Source organism: Pseudomonas sp. 13B_2.1_Bac1 (assembly GCF_025466155.1).
GTDB lineage: Bacteria > Pseudomonadota > Gammaproteobacteria > Pseudomonadales > Pseudomonadaceae > Aquipseudomonas > Aquipseudomonas aylmerensis.
The window spans coordinates 53,751-72,670 of record NZ_JANLOH010000053.1; the positions used below are offsets into that span (position 1 = coordinate 53,751).

General features: G+C 62.2%; 14 protein-coding genes. 8 read left to right on the forward strand and 6 right to left on the reverse strand.

The window, feature by feature from the left end; all coding sequences use genetic code 11:
• Window positions 1-101: 101 nt before the first annotated feature.
• The 3 genes from NTD80_RS12895 to NTD80_RS12905 all read left to right on the forward strand — a co-directional run bounded on the left by NTD80_RS12895 (window position 102) and on the right by NTD80_RS12905 (window position 3,546).
• Window positions 102-1,688: an aldehyde dehydrogenase (NADP(+)) gene (locus tag NTD80_RS12895; protein WP_262133907.1), complete on the forward strand. Its 1,587-nt coding sequence runs from the start codon at window positions 102-104 to the stop codon at window positions 1,686-1,688.
• 164 nt (window positions 1,689-1,852) lie between these two features.
• Window positions 1,853-3,391 (forward strand): cryptochrome/photolyase family protein, encoded by a 1,539-nt coding sequence (locus NTD80_RS12900; RefSeq protein ID WP_262133908.1) that lies wholly within the window; start codon window positions 1,853-1,855, stop codon window positions 3,389-3,391.
• A complete protein-coding gene (locus tag NTD80_RS12905) occupies window positions 3,388-3,546 on the forward strand; it encodes a DUF2256 domain-containing protein (RefSeq protein WP_120448592.1) in 159 nt (52 codons plus the stop codon). The genes NTD80_RS12900 and NTD80_RS12905 overlap by 4 nt, the downstream gene beginning before the upstream one ends.
• 15 nt (window positions 3,547-3,561) lie before the next feature.
• Here NTD80_RS12905 and NTD80_RS12910 read toward each other — a convergent pair whose 3' ends face one another.
• The gene (locus tag NTD80_RS12910) at window positions 3,562-4,887 is read right to left on the reverse strand and encodes an LLM class flavin-dependent oxidoreductase (RefSeq protein ID WP_262133910.1); all 1,326 of its coding nucleotides are present in this window, start codon (window positions 4,885-4,887) and stop codon (window positions 3,562-3,564) included.
• A gap of 329 nt (window positions 4,888-5,216) precedes the next feature.
• Here NTD80_RS12910 and NTD80_RS12915 point away from each other — a divergent pair, with 329 nt between their 5' ends.
• The 3 genes from NTD80_RS12915 to NTD80_RS12925 all read left to right on the forward strand — a co-directional run bounded on the left by NTD80_RS12915 (window position 5,217) and on the right by NTD80_RS12925 (window position 11,059).
• Window positions 5,217-6,773: an efflux transporter outer membrane subunit gene (locus NTD80_RS12915; protein ID WP_262133912.1), complete on the forward strand. Its 1,557-nt coding sequence runs from the start codon at window positions 5,217-5,219 to the stop codon at window positions 6,771-6,773.
• Window positions 6,774-6,886: 113 nt separating this feature from the next.
• Window positions 6,887-7,999 carry an efflux RND transporter periplasmic adaptor subunit gene (locus tag NTD80_RS12920; RefSeq protein ID WP_177343949.1) on the forward strand — a complete coding sequence of 371 codons (1,113 nt, stop codon included), beginning with the start codon at window positions 6,887-6,889 and terminating at the stop codon, window positions 7,997-7,999.
• Between the two features lie 9 nt (window positions 8,000-8,008).
• On the forward strand, window positions 8,009-11,059 hold the full coding sequence (locus NTD80_RS12925; RefSeq protein ID WP_262133913.1) for an efflux RND transporter permease subunit: 3,051 nt from the start codon (window positions 8,009-8,011) through the stop codon (window positions 11,057-11,059).
• Window positions 11,060-11,091: 32 nt separating this feature from the next.
• Here NTD80_RS12925 and NTD80_RS12930 read toward each other — a convergent pair whose 3' ends face one another.
• From NTD80_RS12930 to NTD80_RS12945, 4 genes are all read right to left on the reverse strand, one after another.
• Window positions 11,092-12,390 (reverse strand): OprD family porin, encoded by a 1,299-nt coding sequence (locus tag NTD80_RS12930; RefSeq protein ID WP_262133914.1) that lies wholly within the window; start codon window positions 12,388-12,390, stop codon window positions 11,092-11,094.
• 79 nt (window positions 12,391-12,469) lie between these two features.
• Entirely contained in the window at window positions 12,470-13,840 is a 1,371-nt protein-coding gene (locus NTD80_RS12935) for an MFS transporter (RefSeq protein ID WP_262133915.1), read from the reverse strand.
• Between the two features lie 56 nt (window positions 13,841-13,896).
• On the reverse strand, window positions 13,897-14,730 hold the full coding sequence (locus NTD80_RS12940; RefSeq protein WP_262133916.1) for an inositol monophosphatase family protein: 834 nt from the start codon (window positions 14,728-14,730) through the stop codon (window positions 13,897-13,899).
• Window positions 14,731-14,879: 149 nt separating this feature from the next.
• Entirely contained in the window at window positions 14,880-15,872 is a 993-nt protein-coding gene (locus NTD80_RS12945) for a LacI family DNA-binding transcriptional regulator (RefSeq protein ID WP_262133917.1), read from the reverse strand.
• 227 nt (window positions 15,873-16,099) lie between these two features.
• Between NTD80_RS12945 and NTD80_RS12950 the strand changes: the two genes are divergently transcribed.
• Window positions 16,100-16,969 (forward strand): oxaloacetate decarboxylase, encoded by an 870-nt coding sequence (locus NTD80_RS12950; protein WP_065905235.1) that lies wholly within the window; start codon window positions 16,100-16,102, stop codon window positions 16,967-16,969.
• A 45-nt stretch (window positions 16,970-17,014) separates the two neighbouring features.
• Here NTD80_RS12950 and NTD80_RS12955 read toward each other — a convergent pair whose 3' ends face one another.
• On the reverse strand, window positions 17,015-18,340 hold the full coding sequence (locus tag NTD80_RS12955; protein WP_262133919.1) for an LLM class flavin-dependent oxidoreductase: 1,326 nt from the start codon (window positions 18,338-18,340) through the stop codon (window positions 17,015-17,017).
• A 117-nt stretch (window positions 18,341-18,457) separates the two neighbouring features.
• Here NTD80_RS12955 and NTD80_RS12960 point away from each other — a divergent pair, with 117 nt between their 5' ends.
• Window positions 18,458-18,871: a VOC family protein gene (locus NTD80_RS12960; RefSeq protein ID WP_065905231.1), complete on the forward strand. Its 414-nt coding sequence runs from the start codon at window positions 18,458-18,460 to the stop codon at window positions 18,869-18,871.
• The last annotated feature ends 49 nt before the right edge of the window (window positions 18,872-18,920 follow it).

Here is an 18,920-nt window from a genome sequence, read left to right on the forward strand (position 1 = left end):
TCGACACGCCGGCTCCCGTCGTCCCGCACGATGCGGAGCCGCTTTATTTTGCCGGTGTCGAGCCTGGCATTTCTCTTCATCCTCCAATCAGGAACCCTGACATGACTCAGATTCTCGGTCAGAACTACATCGGTGGTCAGCGACTTGGCGCGGGCAACGTGCAGCTGCACAGTTTCGATGCGACAACCGGCGAAGCCCTCCCGGGCCACTTCATCCAGGCCACACAAGACGAGGTCGACGCGGCAGCCAAGGCGGCAGGCGCCGCCTACCCGATTTACCGTAACCTGCCAGCCGCGCGCCGCGCCGAGTTCCTGGAGGCCATCGCTGACGAGCTGGATGCCCTCGGCGACGATTTCGTCAGCACCGTCTGCCGTGAGACCGCCTTGCCTGCCGGGCGTATCCAGGGTGAGCGTGGCCGCACCAGCGGGCAAATGCGCCTGTTCGCCCAGGTACTGCGGCGAGGCGACTTCTACGGTGCGCGCATTGACCGCGCCCTGCCGGACCGGGCGCCCCTGCCCCGCCCTGACTTGCGCCAGTTCCGGATCGCGGTGGGCCCCGTCGCCGTGTTCGGCGCGAGCAACTTCCCGCTGGCGTTTTCCACTGCCGGTGGCGACACCGCTTCTGCCCTGGCAGCGGGCTGCCCGGTGGTGTTCAAGGCTCACAGCGGCCACATGGCGACCGCTGAATGGGTCGCGGACGCGATCATGCGGGCCGCGCAGCGCACCGGTATGCCCGCCGGCGTGTTCAACATGATCTATGGCGGGGGCGTCGGCGAGTGGCTGGTGAAACATCCCGCCATCCAAGCCGTGGGCTTCACCGGCTCGCTCAAGGGCGGCAATGCGCTGTGCAAGATGGCCGCGCAACGTCCGCAGCCGATTCCGGTGTTTGCCGAGATGTCGAGCATCAACCCGGTGATCATTCTGCCCCAGGCCCTGCAAGTGCGCGGCGAGACCATCGCCAAGGAGCTGGCTGGATCGGTGACCTTGGGTTGCGGGCAATTCTGTACCAATCCCGGGCTGATCATTGGCCTGCGATCAGCGGATTTCAGCGCCTTCCTGCAACGCTTCACCGCGCAGATGCATGACCAGCCCGCCCAGACGATGCTCAATGCAGGCGCCTTGGCCAGCTATGCCAGCGGTTTGCAGCACCTGCACGCGCATCCGGGCGTGGAGCACCTGGCGGGCAATCCTCAGCAAGGGAAACAGGCCCAGCCACAATTGTTCAAAGCCGATGTCAGCCTGCTGCTCAACGGTGACGAATTGCTCCAGGAAGAAGTGTTCGGCCCTGCCACGATCGTTATTGAAGTCGCCGACCAGGCGCAATTGGTCGCGGCACTCAATGGGCTGCGCGGGCAACTGACGTCCACCGTGCTCGGCGAAGCCGATGAGTTGCTCGAGTACAGCTGGTTGACCGGCTTGCTGCAGGAGAAAGTCGGACGGATCCTGTTGAACGGCTATCCAACGGGCGTCGAAGTCACCGACACCATGGTGCATGGCGGGCCTTACCCGGCGACGTCCGACGCGCGCGGCACGTCGGTGGGGACCTTGGCGATTGATCGCTTCCTGCGTCCGGTCTGCTTCCAGAACTACCCCAACGCCCTCTTGCCTGAAGCGCTTCAAGATGCCAACCCGCTTGGTATTGCGCGCTTGGTCGACGGCGAACACACGCGTGCGGCCCTGGGCAACTAAAGCGAGCGGGGAATAAAAACGCTTCAATAGAGAACCCGACCGCTGTGTCGGGTTTTCTGTTTATGGTGGATTGTCAGTCCATCCCTTTAAGCCTATCTTGTTAAAGACTTATACAAGGACATAGGCTATGTACAACAAATCGCAGTGGTCGGCGATGTTCTGCAATGGATAAGACTCACCGACTGTGCCTGGTCCTGGGCGACCAGTTGTCTTTTGACCTGGCCTCCTTGAAGGCGTTGGATGCCGAGCACGACACGGTGTTGCTGGTCGAGGTGATGGAGGAAGCCAGCCACGTGGCCCATCACCCGCAGAAAATCGCACTGATCTTCAGCGCGATGCGCCATTTCGCCCAGGCGCTGCAACAGCGGGGCATCCGCGTGCATTACGTCACCCTCGATGATCCGCACAACAGCGGCTCGGTGCCGGGCGAGTTGCAGCGCTGGCAGTCGCTGCTGCAGCCCGACTCGCTGCATCTGACCGAGTGCGGTGACTGGCGCCTGGAGCAGTCCCTCAAGGCATGCGACTTGGCCATCCAGTGGCATACCGATAGCCGCTTCCTCTGCACCCGCGGCGGATTCTCGTCCTGGGCCGCCGGCAAAAAGCAGCTGCGCATGGAGTTTTTCTACCGTGAGATGCGGCGCAAGAGCGGCCTGCTGGTCAATGGTGACGGCAGCCCGGTGGGCGGCGCCTGGAACTTTGATGCCGATAACCGCAAGGCCCTGCCCAAGCAGGTGAGAGCGCCCTTGCCGATGCGCTTTACCGCAGATGCCATCACCCAGGAGGTGCTGGCGCTGGTGGCGAAAAACTTCACCGAGCATTATGGCGACCTTGACACCTTTGACTACCCGGTGACCCACGCAGACGCCCAGGCGCTGTGGGAGTACTTCCTCGACTGGGGGCTGGCGGCGTTCGGTGACTACCAGGATGCCATGGCCAGCGATGAACCCTTCCTGTTTCATGCCCGGATCAGCGCCGCGCTGAATATCGGCCTGCTGGACCTGCGCCAGCTGTGCCAGGACGTCGAGTCGGCGTATTGGGCGCAGAGGATTCCCCTCAACGCCGCCGAAGGTTTTATCCGCCAACTCATCGGTTGGCGCGAATATGTCCGCGGTGTCTACTGGCTGAAAATGCCGGACTACGCCAGCGGCAATCTGTTTGGCAACAGCAGGCCGCTTCCGGAGTTCTACTGGACGGGCGAGACCCAAATGAACTGCATGCGCCAGGCGATCGGCCAAAGCCTGAAGCATGCCTATGCCCACCATATCCAGCGGCTGATGGTGACCGGCAACTTTGCGCTGCTGGCCGGCATCACGCCGAATCAGATTTGCGACTGGTACCTGGCGATTTATATGGACGCGTTCGACTGGGTCGAGTTGCCCAATACACTGGGCATGGTCATGCACGCAGACGGCGGCTACCTGGGCTCCAAGCCTTATTGCGCGAGTGGCCAATATATAAAACGCATGTCCGATTATTGCGGCAACTGCGCGTACAAGGTCAGTGAAAGCACCACTGACGACGCCTGCCCGTTCAATGCGCTTTACTGGCACTTCCTCATGCGTCACGGCAACCTCCTGCGCAGCAATCCGCGCATGGGCATGGTCTACAAAAACCTCGACCGGATGACTGAGCCCAAACAACAAGCGCTCTGGGACCGCGGCCAGACACTGCTCGCCAGGCTCGATGCCGGAGAGTCGTTGTGAAGAAGAGCGAACTCCCGGTGAAAAAATGCGTGGTCTGCGGACTGGATTTCGCCTGGCGCAAGAAATGGGCGCGCTGTTGGGACGAGGTGCGCTACTGCTCGCAGCGTTGCCGACGACACAAGCCGTCAGCGCCGGGCAGCCACCCGCCCGCCTGAACAGCGCTTGGATCGCTAGCGGCCGCGTGCAAACCGAGGAATGTCCAGCCCCAGGTTTTCACGCAATGTCGTACCTTCGTACGCCGTGCGGTACACGCCTCGTTCCTGCAACAACGGAATGACCTCCTGGGTGAACCGCTTGAATTGCTCTGGGTGCCCGATATAGAGGTTGAAACCATCCACGGCGCGCGCCTCGAACCACTCGGCCATTTTCCCCGCGACGGTGTCGGCGGTGCCCACGAAGGCACCCGGACGCAGTTGTCGACCAAACTCAACAGCCTGGCGCAAGGTAAAACCCGTATCGCGCGCCTGGTCGGCAATGCGTTTGGCTGCGGTAAAGAAGCTGCTGCGCGCAGCCTCCAGGCTTTCTTGCGGAAACGGCGCATCCAGGTCGTACTGGCTGAAATCATGCCAACCGAAGTTGCGCCCGAACTCCTTCAGGGCGAGTTCAAAACTATGGTCGACGTGATGGTAATGCTGCTCGATTTCACGCGCATGCGCGTCGGTGTCGCCGACATACACTTCTGCGCCGGGCATTACCAGCAGGTGCTGCGGGTCACGGCCCAACCGCGCTGCCCTGCCCTTCACATCCTGGTAAAACGCCTGGCCCTGCTCGATGCTGGCGGCGTGGGTGAAGATCACGTCGGCGGTAGCGGCACCGAGGGCGCGGCCTTGTTCCGAATCACCGGCCTGGAAGATCACCGGCTGGCCCTGGAGTGAACGCTGTATGTTCAAGGGGCCAACCACGGAAAAATGCTCGCCCTTGTGGTTCAGGCTGTGCAGTTTGCTCGGGTCGAGGAACTGACCCGTAGAGCGGTCGCGCACGAAGGCATCGTCTTCATAGGAGTTCCACAACCCTTGCACCACCTGCACGTGTTCAGCGGCGCGGCCGTAGCGGGTGTCGTAATCGTAATGCTCGTCGCGGCTGTAATTGCCGGCCGTGCCGGCGTCGCCGCTGGTGACCACGTTCCAGCCGGCGCGGCCTTTGCTGATCAGGTCCAACGATGCCAGGCGCCGCGCGACGTTATACGGCGAGTTATAGGAAGTCGTCAGCGTGCCGACCAGGCCTAGATGCCGCGTGCTCACGGCCAACGCCGATAACAGGGTCAATGGCTCCAGGCGATTGAGGTAATGGGAGGGCGACCCCGGTGTGATGAACTGGCTGTCGACGATGAACATCAAGTCGAACAGCGCTGCCTCTGCCTGGCGCGCAATGTCGATATACCAGTCGACGTTGACACTGGCATCGGCCGGCAGGTGTGGGTCAAGCCACAGGTTGTGGCGCCCTGGCCCTCCGCAGCCCATGGTCAGGGCGCCCAGTTTCAGCTGTCTTTTGCTCATGTCCACGTATTCCAGCCCAAGTGACTAAGGGCGCATACAGTGAGTGACTCGCCTCGCCGTGTAAAATACCCACAATGCATAACCTAATTCATTAACAATGCCGAATGCGCATTTAATGCGCCTGTCCTGTCTGTGCGACCTCATGCACTGACATTGCGCAGCGCCCGGCACCACCTACACTCATCTGAATCCTGTGACGCCGCGCCCTTGATACCCGGCCGGTCCGTTGCACCTGCACGCATTGCTCGACAAAAAAAGCAGTTAACCAACTGATTAATAGAGTAACTATGAAAGAGCACCCGCGGCAGCGTGTATTCAGACCGCAACACGTGGCACACCTTCTGGCGCCCTTGAGCCTGCTATGCCTCGCCCTCGCCGGCTGTACGGTCGGGCCGGATTTCGTGCGCCCCGATGCGCCGGCGAATGCCGACTACTCTCGCGAAAAGCTCAGCACCACTGCCCAGGCCGATATCGACACCGGGGGCGCGGCGCAGCGGTTGATCGCCGGGATGGATATTCCCGGTCAATGGTGGGCGCTCTTCCGTTCGCCAGCCCTCAATGCCCTGGTTGAAGAGGCCTTGCGCGCCAACCCGGACGTGAGCGCCGCGCAAGCCGCGCTGCGCCAGGCCAACGAGTTGGTGTATGCCGACCAGGCGTCACTGTTTCCCTCAGTCAATGGCAATGTGCAAAAAGCCCGCGAGAAAGTCTCCGGCGTCACTTCTGGGTTGCCGGAGTCGCCGATTCTCACCGTCAGTTCGGCCTCGTTGAGCGTGTCCTATGCGCCCGATGTGTTTGGCGGTACGCGCCGGCAAATCGAAGCCACCTCGGCGCAGGCCGAGTACCAGCGCTTCCAGCTGGAGGCGACGTACCTGACCTTGACCGCCAATGTGGTCAATACCGCGATCAGCCTGGCGTCGGTGCGAGACCAGATCGCCGTCACCGAGGAAATCATCCGCCTGCAGGGCGGCCAGCTCGACTTGCTGCAAGCCCAGCGGCGCCTGGGCGCCATCAGTGATGCCGACGTGCTCACGCAACAGACCGCGCTGGCACAGTCCCGCGCGACCTTGCCGCCGTTGCAAAAGCAATTGGCGCAGACGCGCAACCAGCTGATGGCCTACCTCGGTCGCTTCCCCAATCAGGATCAGGGTGAGCGTTTCAACCTGGCCTCCCTGCAACTGCCGCAGGCACTGCCGGTCAGCCTGCCTTCCGACATGGTCGCGCAGCGGCCGGATGTGCGCTCTGCACAGGCGCAATTGCACCAGGCCAGCGCTGACATTGGTGTGGCCGTGGCCAACCAACTGCCGCAGTTCAGCATCACCGGGTCATTGGGCTCCACGGTGGCGGGCGGCACCAAGCTGTTTTCGTCCGGCTCCGGCGTGTGGAGCCTGGCCGGCTCGATCACTCAGCCACTGTTTGATGCCGGCGCGCTCGAACACCGCAAACGCGCGGCCGTGGCGGCCTATGACGAATCGGCGGCGCGCTATCGCGGCACCGTGCTGACCGCGTTCCAGGACGTGGCCAACGCGCTCCGGGCGCTGGAAGCCGACGCTGACGCACTCAACCAGCAGGTCGTGGCGGAACGCTCCGCGCAAGCCAGCCTGGATCTGGTGCAAGCCCAGTTCCGTCTCGGTGCCGTGGCGTACATCAACCTGCTCAACGCCCAGCAAACCTACCAGAACACTGCGTTGGCACGTGTCAGGGCACAGGCTGCGCGCTACAGCGACACCACGGCGCTGTTCCAGGCACTGGGTGGCGGCTGGTGGAACCGCACGGATGTGGACCCCGCGACAAAGGGCCGTCCGGATCGCTTCGGCCTGCCGTCGTGGCAGGAAATCATGCCGGCCACGAAAAAGCCTGCGCCCCGCGACTCGGCGCGGTTCGACTGAACTGAATCATTGAAACAGTGAGATTCTCCATGGCTGACGTCCAGACTGCCTCTCCCCTGCCTCCCGAGCCCGGCGCACCGGGCAGCCCACGCAAGCGCCGGTTATGGCGGCCGATGCTGATCATGGTCGCGGTGGTGCTGGTGATCGTGGCGATCATTGCCGGGGTGAAATTCGTGCAGATTTCGGCACTGATCGCCCAGTCCAAGGCGCCGTTGCCCGCCGCCGTAGTGACGGCCATGCACGTGCCGTTCAGCGAGTGGCAACCGAGCGTCTCGGCCGTGGGGTCGATGAAGGCGGTTCGCGGCGTGGATGTGACCACCGAGGTCGGCGGTATCGTGCGCACCCTCGGATTCAAACCTGGCCAAGAGGTGCCGGCCCAGGCCCTGTTGGTGCAACTGAATGCCGATTCCGACATCGCGCAACTGCATTCGCTTGAGGCCACGGCCGACCTGGCGGTGATCGTGCTCAAGCGCGACAAAGCCCAACTGGCGGTCAACGCTGTGTCCCAGGCCCAGGTCGACACCGACACCGCCGACCTGAAGGCCAAGCAAGCGGCAGCCGAGCAACAGCGCGCGCTGGTGGCGAAAAAAACCATTCGCGCGCCGTTTGCCGGGCGGATCGGCATTACCAGCGTCAACCCGGGGCAATACCTCAACCCCGGCGACAAAATCGCCACGCTGCAGACGTTCGACCCGATCTACATCGACTTCACCGTGCCGCAAACCCAGCTCGAAGCCATCGCCATCGGCCAACCCGTCGCAGTGACCGCCGACGGCCTGTCCAACCAGACCTTCACCGGGCGCGTCAGCACCATCGATACCCAGTTCGACTCGACCACGCGCAACGTCACCGTCGAAGCGACCGTCGAGAACCCCAGGCAAAGCCTGGTGCCCGGCATGTTTGCCCGCGCCGTCGTGACCTCCGGGACGCCGCAGCGCTACCTCACCGTGCCGCAGACCGCAGTCACCTACAACCCTTACGGCACCACCGTATTCATCGCGACGTCGGCCAAGAACGACAAGGGCGAGGACGTGCTGACGGCGCAACAGACCTTTATCCAGACCGGTCCGACCCGTGGCGACCAGGTAGCGATCCTGTCCGGCGTGAAGGAAGGCGACCTTTTGATCACCAGCGGCCAGATGAAACTCAAGAATGGCTCGCCGGTGAAGGTCGATAACAGCGCGGCACCGCTCAATGACCCGGCCCCGACTCCCCAAGAACATTAAAGGTGTCCCATGAAGCTTACCGATACCTTTATCCAGCGACCGGTGTGGGCCGTGGTCGTGTCACTGTTCATCCTGATCCTGGGGCTGCGCTCGATCTTCGAATTGCCGGTCAACCAATGGCCGCGCACCGAAAATACCGTGGTGACCATTACCACCTCCTACTACGGGGCGGACGCGTCCACGGTCGCAGGCTTTATTACCCAGCCGCTGGAGTCGGCGATTGCCCAGGCCCAGGGCATCGACTACCTGGCCTCTTCAAGCATCACCGGGATCTCGACCATCACCGCCACGCTGCGGCTGAACTACGACGCGAGCAAGGCGCTGACCGAGATCAACACCCAGGTCAACTCGGTCAAGAACCAGTTGCCGGCCCAGGCCCAGGAGCCGGTGCTGACCATTGCCGTCGGGCAGACCACCGATGCGATGTACCTGGGTTTCTACAGTGACACCCTGCCGACCAACAACATCACTGACTACCTGGTGCGCGTGGTCAAGCCCAAGCTGGATTCGATCCAGGGCGTGCAGACCGCCGAAATTCTCGGCGGACGCCAGTTCGCCCTGCGCGCCTGGCTCGACCCGGACAAACTGGCGGCGCATAACGTCACCGCGCAGGACGTGTCGACGGCGCTGGCCAACAACAACTACCTGTCGGCCGTCGGCTCCACGCGCGGGCAGACCGTGACCGTGGACCTCACCGCCGGCACCGATCTGCACACGGTAGATGAGTTCAAACAGCTGGTGATCAAGCAGAAAGGCGATGCACTGGTGTACCTGGCGGACGTGGCGACGGTCACCCTCGGCGCCGAGAGCTATGACAGCAGCGTGGCATTTTCCGGCAAGCGCTCGGTGTTCATCGGCATCAAGGTGGCCCCCACCGCGAACATCCTCACGGTCGCCGACAGCGTGCGCCAGGCGTTCCCCGAGCTGCAATCGCAACTGCCCACCGGCGTGCGCGGCGACATCGTGTATGACTCCACCGCGTTCATCAACACCTCGATCTACGAGGTGGTGAAGACCCTGGTCGAGGCGATGATCATTGTCTCGGTGGTCATCTACCTGTTCCTCGGCTCTTTCCGGGCGGTGATTGTGCCCCTGGTGGCGATCCCGCTGTCGCTGGTCGGCACCTTCTTCGTCATGTACCTGCTTGGTTACTCGATCAACCTGCTGACCCTGCTCGCGCTGGTGTTGGCGATCGGTCTGGTGGTCGACGACGCAATCATCGTGGTGGAAAACGTCGACCGGCATATCAAGGAAGAAGGCAAAGGTGTGCTGGAGGCCGCGTTGGTGGCGGCGCGCGAACTGGGCGGACCGATCATTGCGATGACGGTGGTGCTGATTGCGGCGTACGTGCCCATCGGCTTGCGCAGCGGCCTGACGGGCGCGCTGTTCAAGGAGTTCTGTTTTTCGCTGGCGGGCGCGGTCACGGTGTCGGCCGTGGTGGCGTTGACGCTGTCGCCGATGATGACCTCCAAGCTGTTCAAGACCGGCCAGGAGGAAGGTCGCTTCGCGCGCCGCCTCGATCAGTATTTTGACTGGCTGCGCGGGCGTTATCACCGCGTGCTGTCCGGCGGGCTGGACATCTGGCCGGTGCTGGTGACGTTTGGCTTTGTGCTGTTCCTGCTGGTCGCCGCCAGTGGCATGACCGCCAAGAGCGAGTTGTCGCCGACCGAAGACCAGGGCCTGGTGTTCATGCAGATCAAAGGCCCGCCGACCGCCTCGCCGCAGCAGATGGAGCGGATTGCCGACCAGGCGTTCCAGATCGCCAGCAAGGAGTCCGAGTACGCGCAAATGTTCCAGCTCACCGGCCTGCCGGCGCTCAATCAAGGCCTGGGCGGCGTGCTGCTCAAGACCTGGGATGATCGGACCCGCTCCCAGGCCCAGCTGATTCTTGACCTGCAGCAAAAGTGGAACCAGGTGCCCGGCGCAACCATCGCCGCCTTTCCGTTGCCGTCGCTGCCGGGGGCCCAAGGGTTGCCGGTACAGTTCGTGATTACCACCACTGATTCGGTGGAAAACCTCAATGAGGTCGCGCAAGCGGTGATGGCCGAGGCGCAGAAGCAGCAGCTGTTCTGGTTCTCCGACATGGACCTGAAACTCGACAAGCCCCAGGCGCGACTGGTGGTCGACCGGGAAAAAATCGCTGCATTGGGCATGACCCAGGCCGATGTCGGCGCGGCGTTGTCGGCGGCCCTGGGCGGCAACTACGTCAACTACTTCTCCACTGCCGGGCGCTCGTACAAAGTCATTCCCCAGGTGCTGCAGGTCAACCGCCTCAACCCGGAGCAGATTCTCGATTACTACATTCGTACGCCCGCCGGCGCCATGATCCCCGCGCGCACCGTGGCGCACATCGAGACGTCGACACAGCCGGAGTCGATCAACCACTTCCAGCAACTCAATTCGGCCACGCTTTCCGGCGTGAGTGGCGTGGCTCAGGGCGAACTGCTGGCCAAACTCAATACGATCCTCAACAACGTGGCGCCGTCGGGCTATACCTCCGACTTTTCCGGCGAGTCGCGGCAGTTCATGCAGGAATCCGGTGGCTTCGTCGGGCTGCTGATGTTCTCGATCCTGATCGTCTACCTGGCGCTGGCCTTCCAGTTTGAAAGCTTTCGCGACCCGGTGGTGATCCTGTTCTCGGTGCCACCGGCACTGTTTGGTGCACTGGCGTTTATTACCATGGGTTACGCCTCGATCAATGTGTACACCCAGGTGGGCCTGGTGACGCTATTGGGGCTGATCACCAAGCACGGGATTCTGATTGTGCAGTTCGCCAACGAACTGCAGCGCGCAGGCCACAGCAAACGTGAGGCCATTGAAGAAGCGGCCGCCGTGCGCCTGCGGCCGATCCTGATGACCACGGCGGCCATGGTGTTGGGCGTGGTGCCGCTGGTCTGGGCCTCCGGCGCCGGGGCTGCGGGTCGACATGACATGGGGCTGGTGATCTTTGCCGGGCTGTCGATCGGCACGCTGTTGACGCTGTTCATGGTGCCGGCGATGTACCTGTTTATCGGTGCCACGCACCATCGAGAGGTCGAACAACCGGTGTTTGAGAGTTGAGCCAGTGCACAGCCCGCTGTGCACTGACGCGCTTACAGGATCGAGATCGGGTACTGAACGATCAGGCGGTTCTCGTTGAAGCTGTTGGTGTTACCAAAGCTTCGACGCTGCGTCGCATTGCGCCAGCGCAGGTTCAATGAGCGCAACGGTCCGCTCTGCAGCGTATAGCCCACTTCGGTTTCGCGCCCGCGTTCGCGACCATCACTCACGGCGCCGGCGTGCACATTGCTGCCCTTGATGAACCTGTTCATCAGTGTCAGCCCCGGCACTCCGACGGCCGCAAAGTTGTAGTCATGCCGCACCTGCCAGGAACGCTCGTTGGCCAGGTCGTAACTGGAGCCATAGCTGTCGTTCGCCAGGGTCGCCCCACTGGTGCCGGCGACCCGCTGCAGGCCGGTTTCACCGGTGAGACGTTGCAGGCCGACGTAGAACGTGTGGCCGCCGGTCTTCAGGGAAAACAGGCCCGACAGCGTGCGGTTGTCCTCGCTGCCGGCCAGCGCGGCGCCGTCTTGCGTGCCGATGAAATAGCCGATATTGGCACCCAGGCTGATGCTCTCGGTGATCGCCTGGGTGTGCAGCAGCTGGAAGTATTGCTGCTGGTAGACGTCTTCGAGTTGGCCGTACCAGGCCGCAACCACTGTGTGTTCGTGGTTGAACGTATAGTCGCCGCCGATGAAATCGAACGCATCCGATTCGATGCTGTTCCTGCCGTGCAACACCGTGCCGACGCTGTTCTGCGACAGCTTCTGCATGCTGGCGTCGTTACGCTGGCTGTTGCCGCGAAATTGGCCGCCGTACAGGTTCACGTTGGGGATTTCCCACGAGGTGATTTGCGCGCCTTCGAGGGTCTGCGGCAGCGAACGGCCATCGTCGGCACGCAGTATCGGCAGGACCGGCATCCACTCGCCGATTTTCAGCTCGGTCTTGGAAAACCGCGCCTTGCCGGCGACAGCCAAGCGGCCAAAGTCATCAGCCGGCCGGTTGCCGTCGTGAGTCGGCAACAACTGCGTGCCGTAAGTGCCCCGGCCACCGTCGAGCTTAATCGCCAACATGCCCAGCGCATCCAGGCCAAAGCCGACGGTGCCCGAGGTAAAACCCGACTTCGCATCGAGGATAAAACTTTGTGTCCACTCCGCAGCCTGGCCATGCCCGGTCGACCCCGGCAGGGCTTTGGAGGCGCCGTTATCGACAAAGTCACGGCTCATGTAGAAGTTGCGCAGCACCAGGTTGGCCTTCGCATCCTCGATAAACCCATCGGCCTGCACCAGGCCCGAGAAGCCCAGTGCAATGATCACGACGTTGCTTTTCACACGCTGAAAATTGAGGCTCATTATTATGCTTCCCATTGTTTTTTGAGCGCAGCGATCCCGTCCCCGACCACCGTCGCCGGGGCGGTTTACACAGAAAAGGTCAGTTGTTGGCAGGCAGCGCCGCCAGTGACGAGGGGCGTCGTGGACGCCGTGCCACCCAGGACAACAGGCAGGTCAGCAGCACCGAGCCGATGGCCGCGCCGACCCACAGTTGCGAGAGGGTGTTGAAGTCGTAGAGTTTGAGGCCGGTGGCCGACAGCGTGGTGCCACGCTGGATGATGACGCCGGTGAGCATTTCGCCGGCTGCCGCGCCGATGTAGCTGACAATCCCGATCATGCCCAATGCCGCGCCAGCCGCCGCCTTGCCGGCGATATCAACGGCCATCAGGCCGCCGAGGAAGCACAGCAATGCCCCCAGCGAACTGCCGAATATCACCATCGACAGCACGTCCATCCAGTAATGCCCGGCGGGGCCATACAGAAACAACGCCAGGCCCCCTGCGTTCATGATGCCGAAGACCACCGCCAGGCCATGGCGGCGGCCGGCGAAAAAGCGATCGGAGATCAGCCCGCTCAAGCCCGTACCGGCAATCCCGCAGATGCTCGCCACGGAAATCAGCGTGGACGCGGTCAGGGTGTCGTAGTGCTTGGCGTTTTCCAGGAAGAACACGCCCCAGGAGTTGACCGCATAGCGACCGACATACATCAGGCACGAAGCGAGTGCCAGCAGCCAGAGCGCCGGGCTCTTGAGCAATAACCATTGAATCGCCGCAACGCTGGTGACGGTGCCTTTGATTTCCAGTGCGGGCTTGGAATTGACCGGTGCAAAGCCTTCGCTTTCCGGCGAGTCGGCCATGAACGCAAACACCAGCACGATGCCGAGCAAGCCCATGGCGGTTGCCAGCCAGTAGCCATACTGCCAGCCCCACGTGACCACGACCGCCGCGACGGCGACATACGTCAGTGCTTCGCCGAGGTTGTGCGCAATCGACCAGAAGCCGTAATAGGTACCGCGCTCGCGGTCGCCGTACCAGCGCGCCAGGGACACCACGCATGGCCCGACACCCATCGACTGCGCCCAGCCATTGATGCCCCAGGCCAGGGTCAGGATCACCGCGTTGGTAGTCAAGCCCATGCAAGCGTTCACCAGCGCACTCAGGGCCAGGCCAAGCATCATGAAGCGGCGCACATTGGCATGGTCGGCGAGAAAGCCGTTGACCAATTTACCGATGGCATAGGTGAAGAACAGCGCCGAGCCGATCATCCCCAATTCGCTGGGGCTGAGGATGTCCTGGGACACCAGCGCGGGCTTGACCACGTTGAACGACAACCTGCAGACATAAAACAATGCATAACTGAGTGACATCGACAGCAAGGTTTGCAGGCGGATGCGCCTGAAGAGTTTGGGGTCGATTTCGGGCTCCAGCGCGCGCGCTGGTGCAGCCTTGAGCAAGCTCAATAGAGATTTCATAGCCGACAGTTCCTGTTTTTATTGTGCTGTACGTGCTTTAAAAGGTGCTGCTGCGATCAGGCGTCCAGGGCATTCCCAAGCATCGAGGCGACTTGGGCGTAGACCTGCGGGTTGGCCACCAGCAACGGATTGCCCTCGGTCAGGCCGTGGTTGCGCAGAAAGTCATTGCTCACGCCGCCCGCCTCCTTCACCAGTACCAGCCCGGCGAGGCAGTCCCAGCTGTTGATGTGGGTTTCGTAGTAACCGATCAGCCGGCCTGCGGCGACGTAGGCCACCATCAGCGCGCCCGAGCCATTGCGAATGAAGGTACCGCCCTCCTCCAGCAACTGCGCGATAAAGGGAATGAAATGTTGCTTGCCGCGCCGATGGGAGGTGCCTACGCCCATCACGCCGTGAGCAATGTCGGGCGCCGTGTGCACGCTCAGCCGCTGCTGATTGAGCCAGGCACCTTGGCCTGTGCAGGCATGGAACAACTCGTCGTGCACCGCGTCCGCCACTGCGCCCAACCACGGTTCGCCGTCGACCAACAGGCCGATGGACACGCACCAACTGTGCAGGCCGTTGACGAAACAGCTGGTGCCATCGATAGGATCGACCACCCAGATGCACTGCGCATCCAGGGTCGCGCCGCCTGTCTCTTCCCCCAGGAACCCATCCTGCGGAAACCGCTCGGCCAAGCGCTGCTTGATGTAGGCCTCGGTGTCCTGGTCGACGATGCTGACCAAGTCCTGGAGTTGGTCGCCCTTGTGGCTGACGACCAGGCTGTCGCGCTGCCGGTAAGGCTCGAGTGCGCGCCGCGCGGCTTGCATGGCCAGCTCCTGCGCACAGGCATAACGCTGTTGCAGGTCTTCAGGACTCAGCGGTGTGCAGCGCTGTTGGCTACTTTGCATGGGCTACCCCCTTGTTGGATGTGTGATTTTCAGCGCTTTGCACACGTGTGCAAGACGAGTGCAAAAAAATGGCGGACCTGCCGCCACTCACACTGAACCGCTGTATAAGGCACGAAAAAAATATTCGTTTCAACACATTTTTAAACTATTTATTCCAACGTGCTGCGCCGTTGAATCAACTGCACCGGCACCACGAAAGGCTGCTCCACGGCCGCGTCGAGCGTGGCGGCCACTGCCTGCCGGGCCAACGCCTCGGGGTCCTGGCGGACGGTGGTCAGGGCGTAGGCATCGTGGCCCGCCTGGGGAATATCGTCAAAACCGACCACCGCCACATCCCGGGCAACCTGCAGGCCCAGCTTGAATCGCAGGGCGTCCATCACCCCCAGGGCCAGCAGATCGGTGGCGCAAAAAATCCCGTCGGGGCGCGTGGGCTGTGCAAACAGGGCCAGCGCGGCGTCCACGCCTGCGGCGTAACCCCCGACGCCCTCGTAATGTTCGGCCAAGGGCGCCAGGCCAGCCTCGGCGACGACCTGGCGAAATCCCTGCAAGCGTTGTCGTGAACTGTAATTGCCCTCGCTCTGGCCGACGAAGGCCAGGCGCGTCGCGCCGCTGCGCAGCAATTCACGCGCCGCCAACCGGCCCCCTTCGACATGGTCGCTGACCACCAGGTTGGCGCCCTGCAGGTGTGCATCGCAATTGATCATGGTCAACGGCACTTGACGATTCAGGTAGCGCTCCACCTGCTCGCTCGACGCTGCCGCCGAGGTGAGGATCACCCCGGCCACTTGATAGCTCAGCAATTCCTGCATCGAGCGTTCGAGTTGTTCCGGGTCATTGGCGTTCATCAGCAGCGGCATCAAGCCTTGCAGGCTCAGATGGTGAGTCAAGGGCCCCAGCAGGCTCGCGAGGAAAGGGTTTTCGAACCCGGCGGTGATGATGCCGACAAAATTGCTGCTGCCCTTGTTCATGGTCCTGGCAATCAGGTTGACCTGGTAACCCAGCGCCTCGGCGGACTTCATCACCCGTTCGCGCATGCGTGGCGACACGCTGGCGCCCGGCGTGAACGTACGGGAGACGGCAGAGCGTGAAACCCCTGCATGCAGGGCGACGGCTTCGGCGTTGATAATGTCCGGGCTAGGCATGTAGGCAAAGTCGGCCTGAAGGAGAAGGCAGCATTCTGGCAGCGCAAAAACCTGAAGTCGACGGCAACGGCGCAGTTGCTGGCAGGAAAAAACACAGGCTAACCTATGTGCTAGAGGCATAGCCCATTCTCAAACGTCATAATCCTACGTTTTCCTACATGGTAATCTCACATCCCTACCAATAGGCATTGATCGTTTGTCGACAATGGCCCCAACCAGGAAAGATCATGCCAAGAAAGTCACACTCAGCCCTGCGTCGTAATTTCCGTGAATTGCTTGCAACGCCTACGTGCGTTGAAACCGCTTCTGTATTCGACCCGATGTCGGCGCGCATCGCCGCCGACCTGGGTTTTGAGGTAGGTATCCTGGGTGGCTCCGTCGCCTCGTTGCAGGTACTTGCCGCGCCCGATTTTGCCTTGATCACGCTGAGTGAGTTCGTCGAACAGGCCACCCGCATCGGCCGCGTCGCCCAGCTGCCGTTTATTGCTGACGCCGACCACGGCTACGGCAATGCCCTGAACGTCATGCGTACCGTCGAAGAACTCGAACGTGCCGGTGTCGCCGCGCTCACCATCGAAGACACGTTGCTGCCCGCGCAATTCGGGCGCAAATCCACCGACCTGATCTCCATCGAGGAAGGCATCGGCAAAGTCAGGGCAGCCCTGGAAGCACGCGTCGATCCGGAGTTGGCGATCATCGCCCGCACCAACGCCGGCGTCTTGCCCACCGAAGCCGTAATCGAGCGGACCCTGGCCTATCAAAAGGCCGGTGCGGACGGGATCTGCATGGTCGGTGTCAGCGACTTCGAACACCTGGAGAAAATCGCCGAAAACCTCACCGTGCCGCTGATGTTGGTGACTTACGGCAATCCCAAGCTGAATGACAGCCAACGCCTGGCAAGCCTCGGTGTACGCGTGGTCGTGGCGGGTCACGGCGCCTACTTTGCTGCGATCAAGGCCACCTACGACAGCCTGCGCGCCCAGCGCCAGTTGACTCACAGCACCTCCAACCTCAGTGCCACCGAACTGACGCACACCTACACGTTGCCGGAAAACTACGTGGCCTGGGCGCAAGAGTTCATGGACGTCAAAGAGTAATACCCGGGCGGAACGAGGGGGTCACCCCCTCCTCCACACCCCGCTTCAGCTGAAGAACCGGTTGCCCGGCCGTGGCAATCCCAGGTTCTCGCGCAAGGTTGCCCCTTCATACTCGCGCCGAAAAATCCCCCGCGTCTGCAACTCAGGCACGACGTGGTCGACAAAATCATCGAGCCCGCCCGGCAGCCACGGGAACATCACGTTGAAGCCGTCACTGCCCTCCTCCTCCAGCCATTGCTGCATCTCGTCAGCAATACTCTGGGCGGTGCCCACGAACGACAGGCCGGCATACCCGCCAAGGCGCTGGGCCAATTGGCGCACGGTCAGTTGCTCGCGATCGGCCAGGGCCAGCACACGTTCGCGTGAACTCTGGCTGCCGTTGGTTTCGGGAATTGCCGGCAGGTAGCCGTCCGGGTCGAATTTGGACGCGTCCGTACCCAGCGCAACCGACAGCGAGGCAATTGCGCTCTGCTCATGCACCAGGCTGTCGAGGTGCGCACGAATGCGGCGTGCGTCTTCAAGCGTGTCGCCCACCACCACAAAGGCGCCAGGCAGGATCTTCAGGTGGTCGGGGTTGCGCTGGTTCAGGCGCATGCGCCGTTTGATATCGGCATAGAAGGCTTTGCCCTCCTCCAGGTTGCCCGGCGCGACGAAGATCACTTCGGCGGTTTCTGCCGCCAATTGCCGCCCGGGCTCGGAGGAGCCGGCTTGCACGATCACCGGCCAGCCCTGTACCGGGCGGGCAATGTGCAGCGGGCCGCGCACGTTCAGGTAGCGCCCCTTGTGATCCAGGGTGTGCAGCTTGTCGGGGTCGAAAAACACGCCGCTGTCGGCATCGCGAATAAACGCATCGTCGGCCCAACTGTCCCACAGCCCGGTGACCACGTCGTAGAACTCGCGGGCACGGGCGTAACGCTGATCGTGCGAGTAGGCCTCGTCCAGACCGAAATTCAGCGCGGCATCCGGGTTGGCGGTGGTGACGATATTCCAGCCGGCGCGGCCATTGCTCAGGTGGTCCAGGGAGGCAAAACGCCGGGCAATGTGGAAGGGTTCGTCATAGGTGGTGGATGCGGTGGCGACCAGCCCGATGTGCTCGGTCGCCTGGCTCAAGGCCGACAACAGGGTGAACGGCTCGAACGAGGTCGCGGTATGGCTGCGCTTGAGCGCCTCGGTGGGCATGTTCAGCAAGGCCAGGTGGTCGGCCATGAAGAAGGCGTCGAACCGACCGCGCTCAAGGGTTTGCGCAAAGCGCTTGAGGTGCGCGAAATTGAAATTGGCGTCACGAAAAGCGCCGGGATAGCGCCAGGCGCCGGTGTGGATACTGGCCGGACGCATGAACGCGCCCAGCTTGAGTTGGCGTTGTGCAGTCATGAAGCACTCCCAGGAAATAGTCCTCAAGCATCGTCCGGCTGGACTTTTGCTGTCCAATAATCAAACGTGCTGGCTTATTCCTTGAAGTACAACCGTGCCCTGTCGTGAGGTTTAGCCATGCAGACCGTTTTCCACTTTGCCTTCAATGTCACCGACCTGGACCGCGCCAGGGCCTTCTACGGCGGCGTACTCGGTTGCGAGGAAGGCCGCAGCACCGAGACGTGGGTCGATTACGATTTCTTCGGGCACCAGCTGTCATTGCACTTGGGCACACCGTTCAAGACCGAAAACACCGGGCATGTCGGCAAGCACCTGGTGCCGATGCCGCACTTCGGCCTGGCCATGGCCCTGGAAGACTGGCAAGCCACCGCCGAACGCCTGACCCAAGCCGGCACCGACTTTGTGTTGCAACCGCAAGTACGCTTTGCCGGTGAGCCCGGCGAGCAGTGGACGATGTTTTTCCTCGATCCGTTTGGCAACCCAATCGAGTTCAAGGGGTTCAGGTCGATGAGTGCGTTGTATACGCGTTGAATCGCGTGGGTGAGTCCGCCTACGGTGACGATCCCGCCGATCAACCCGG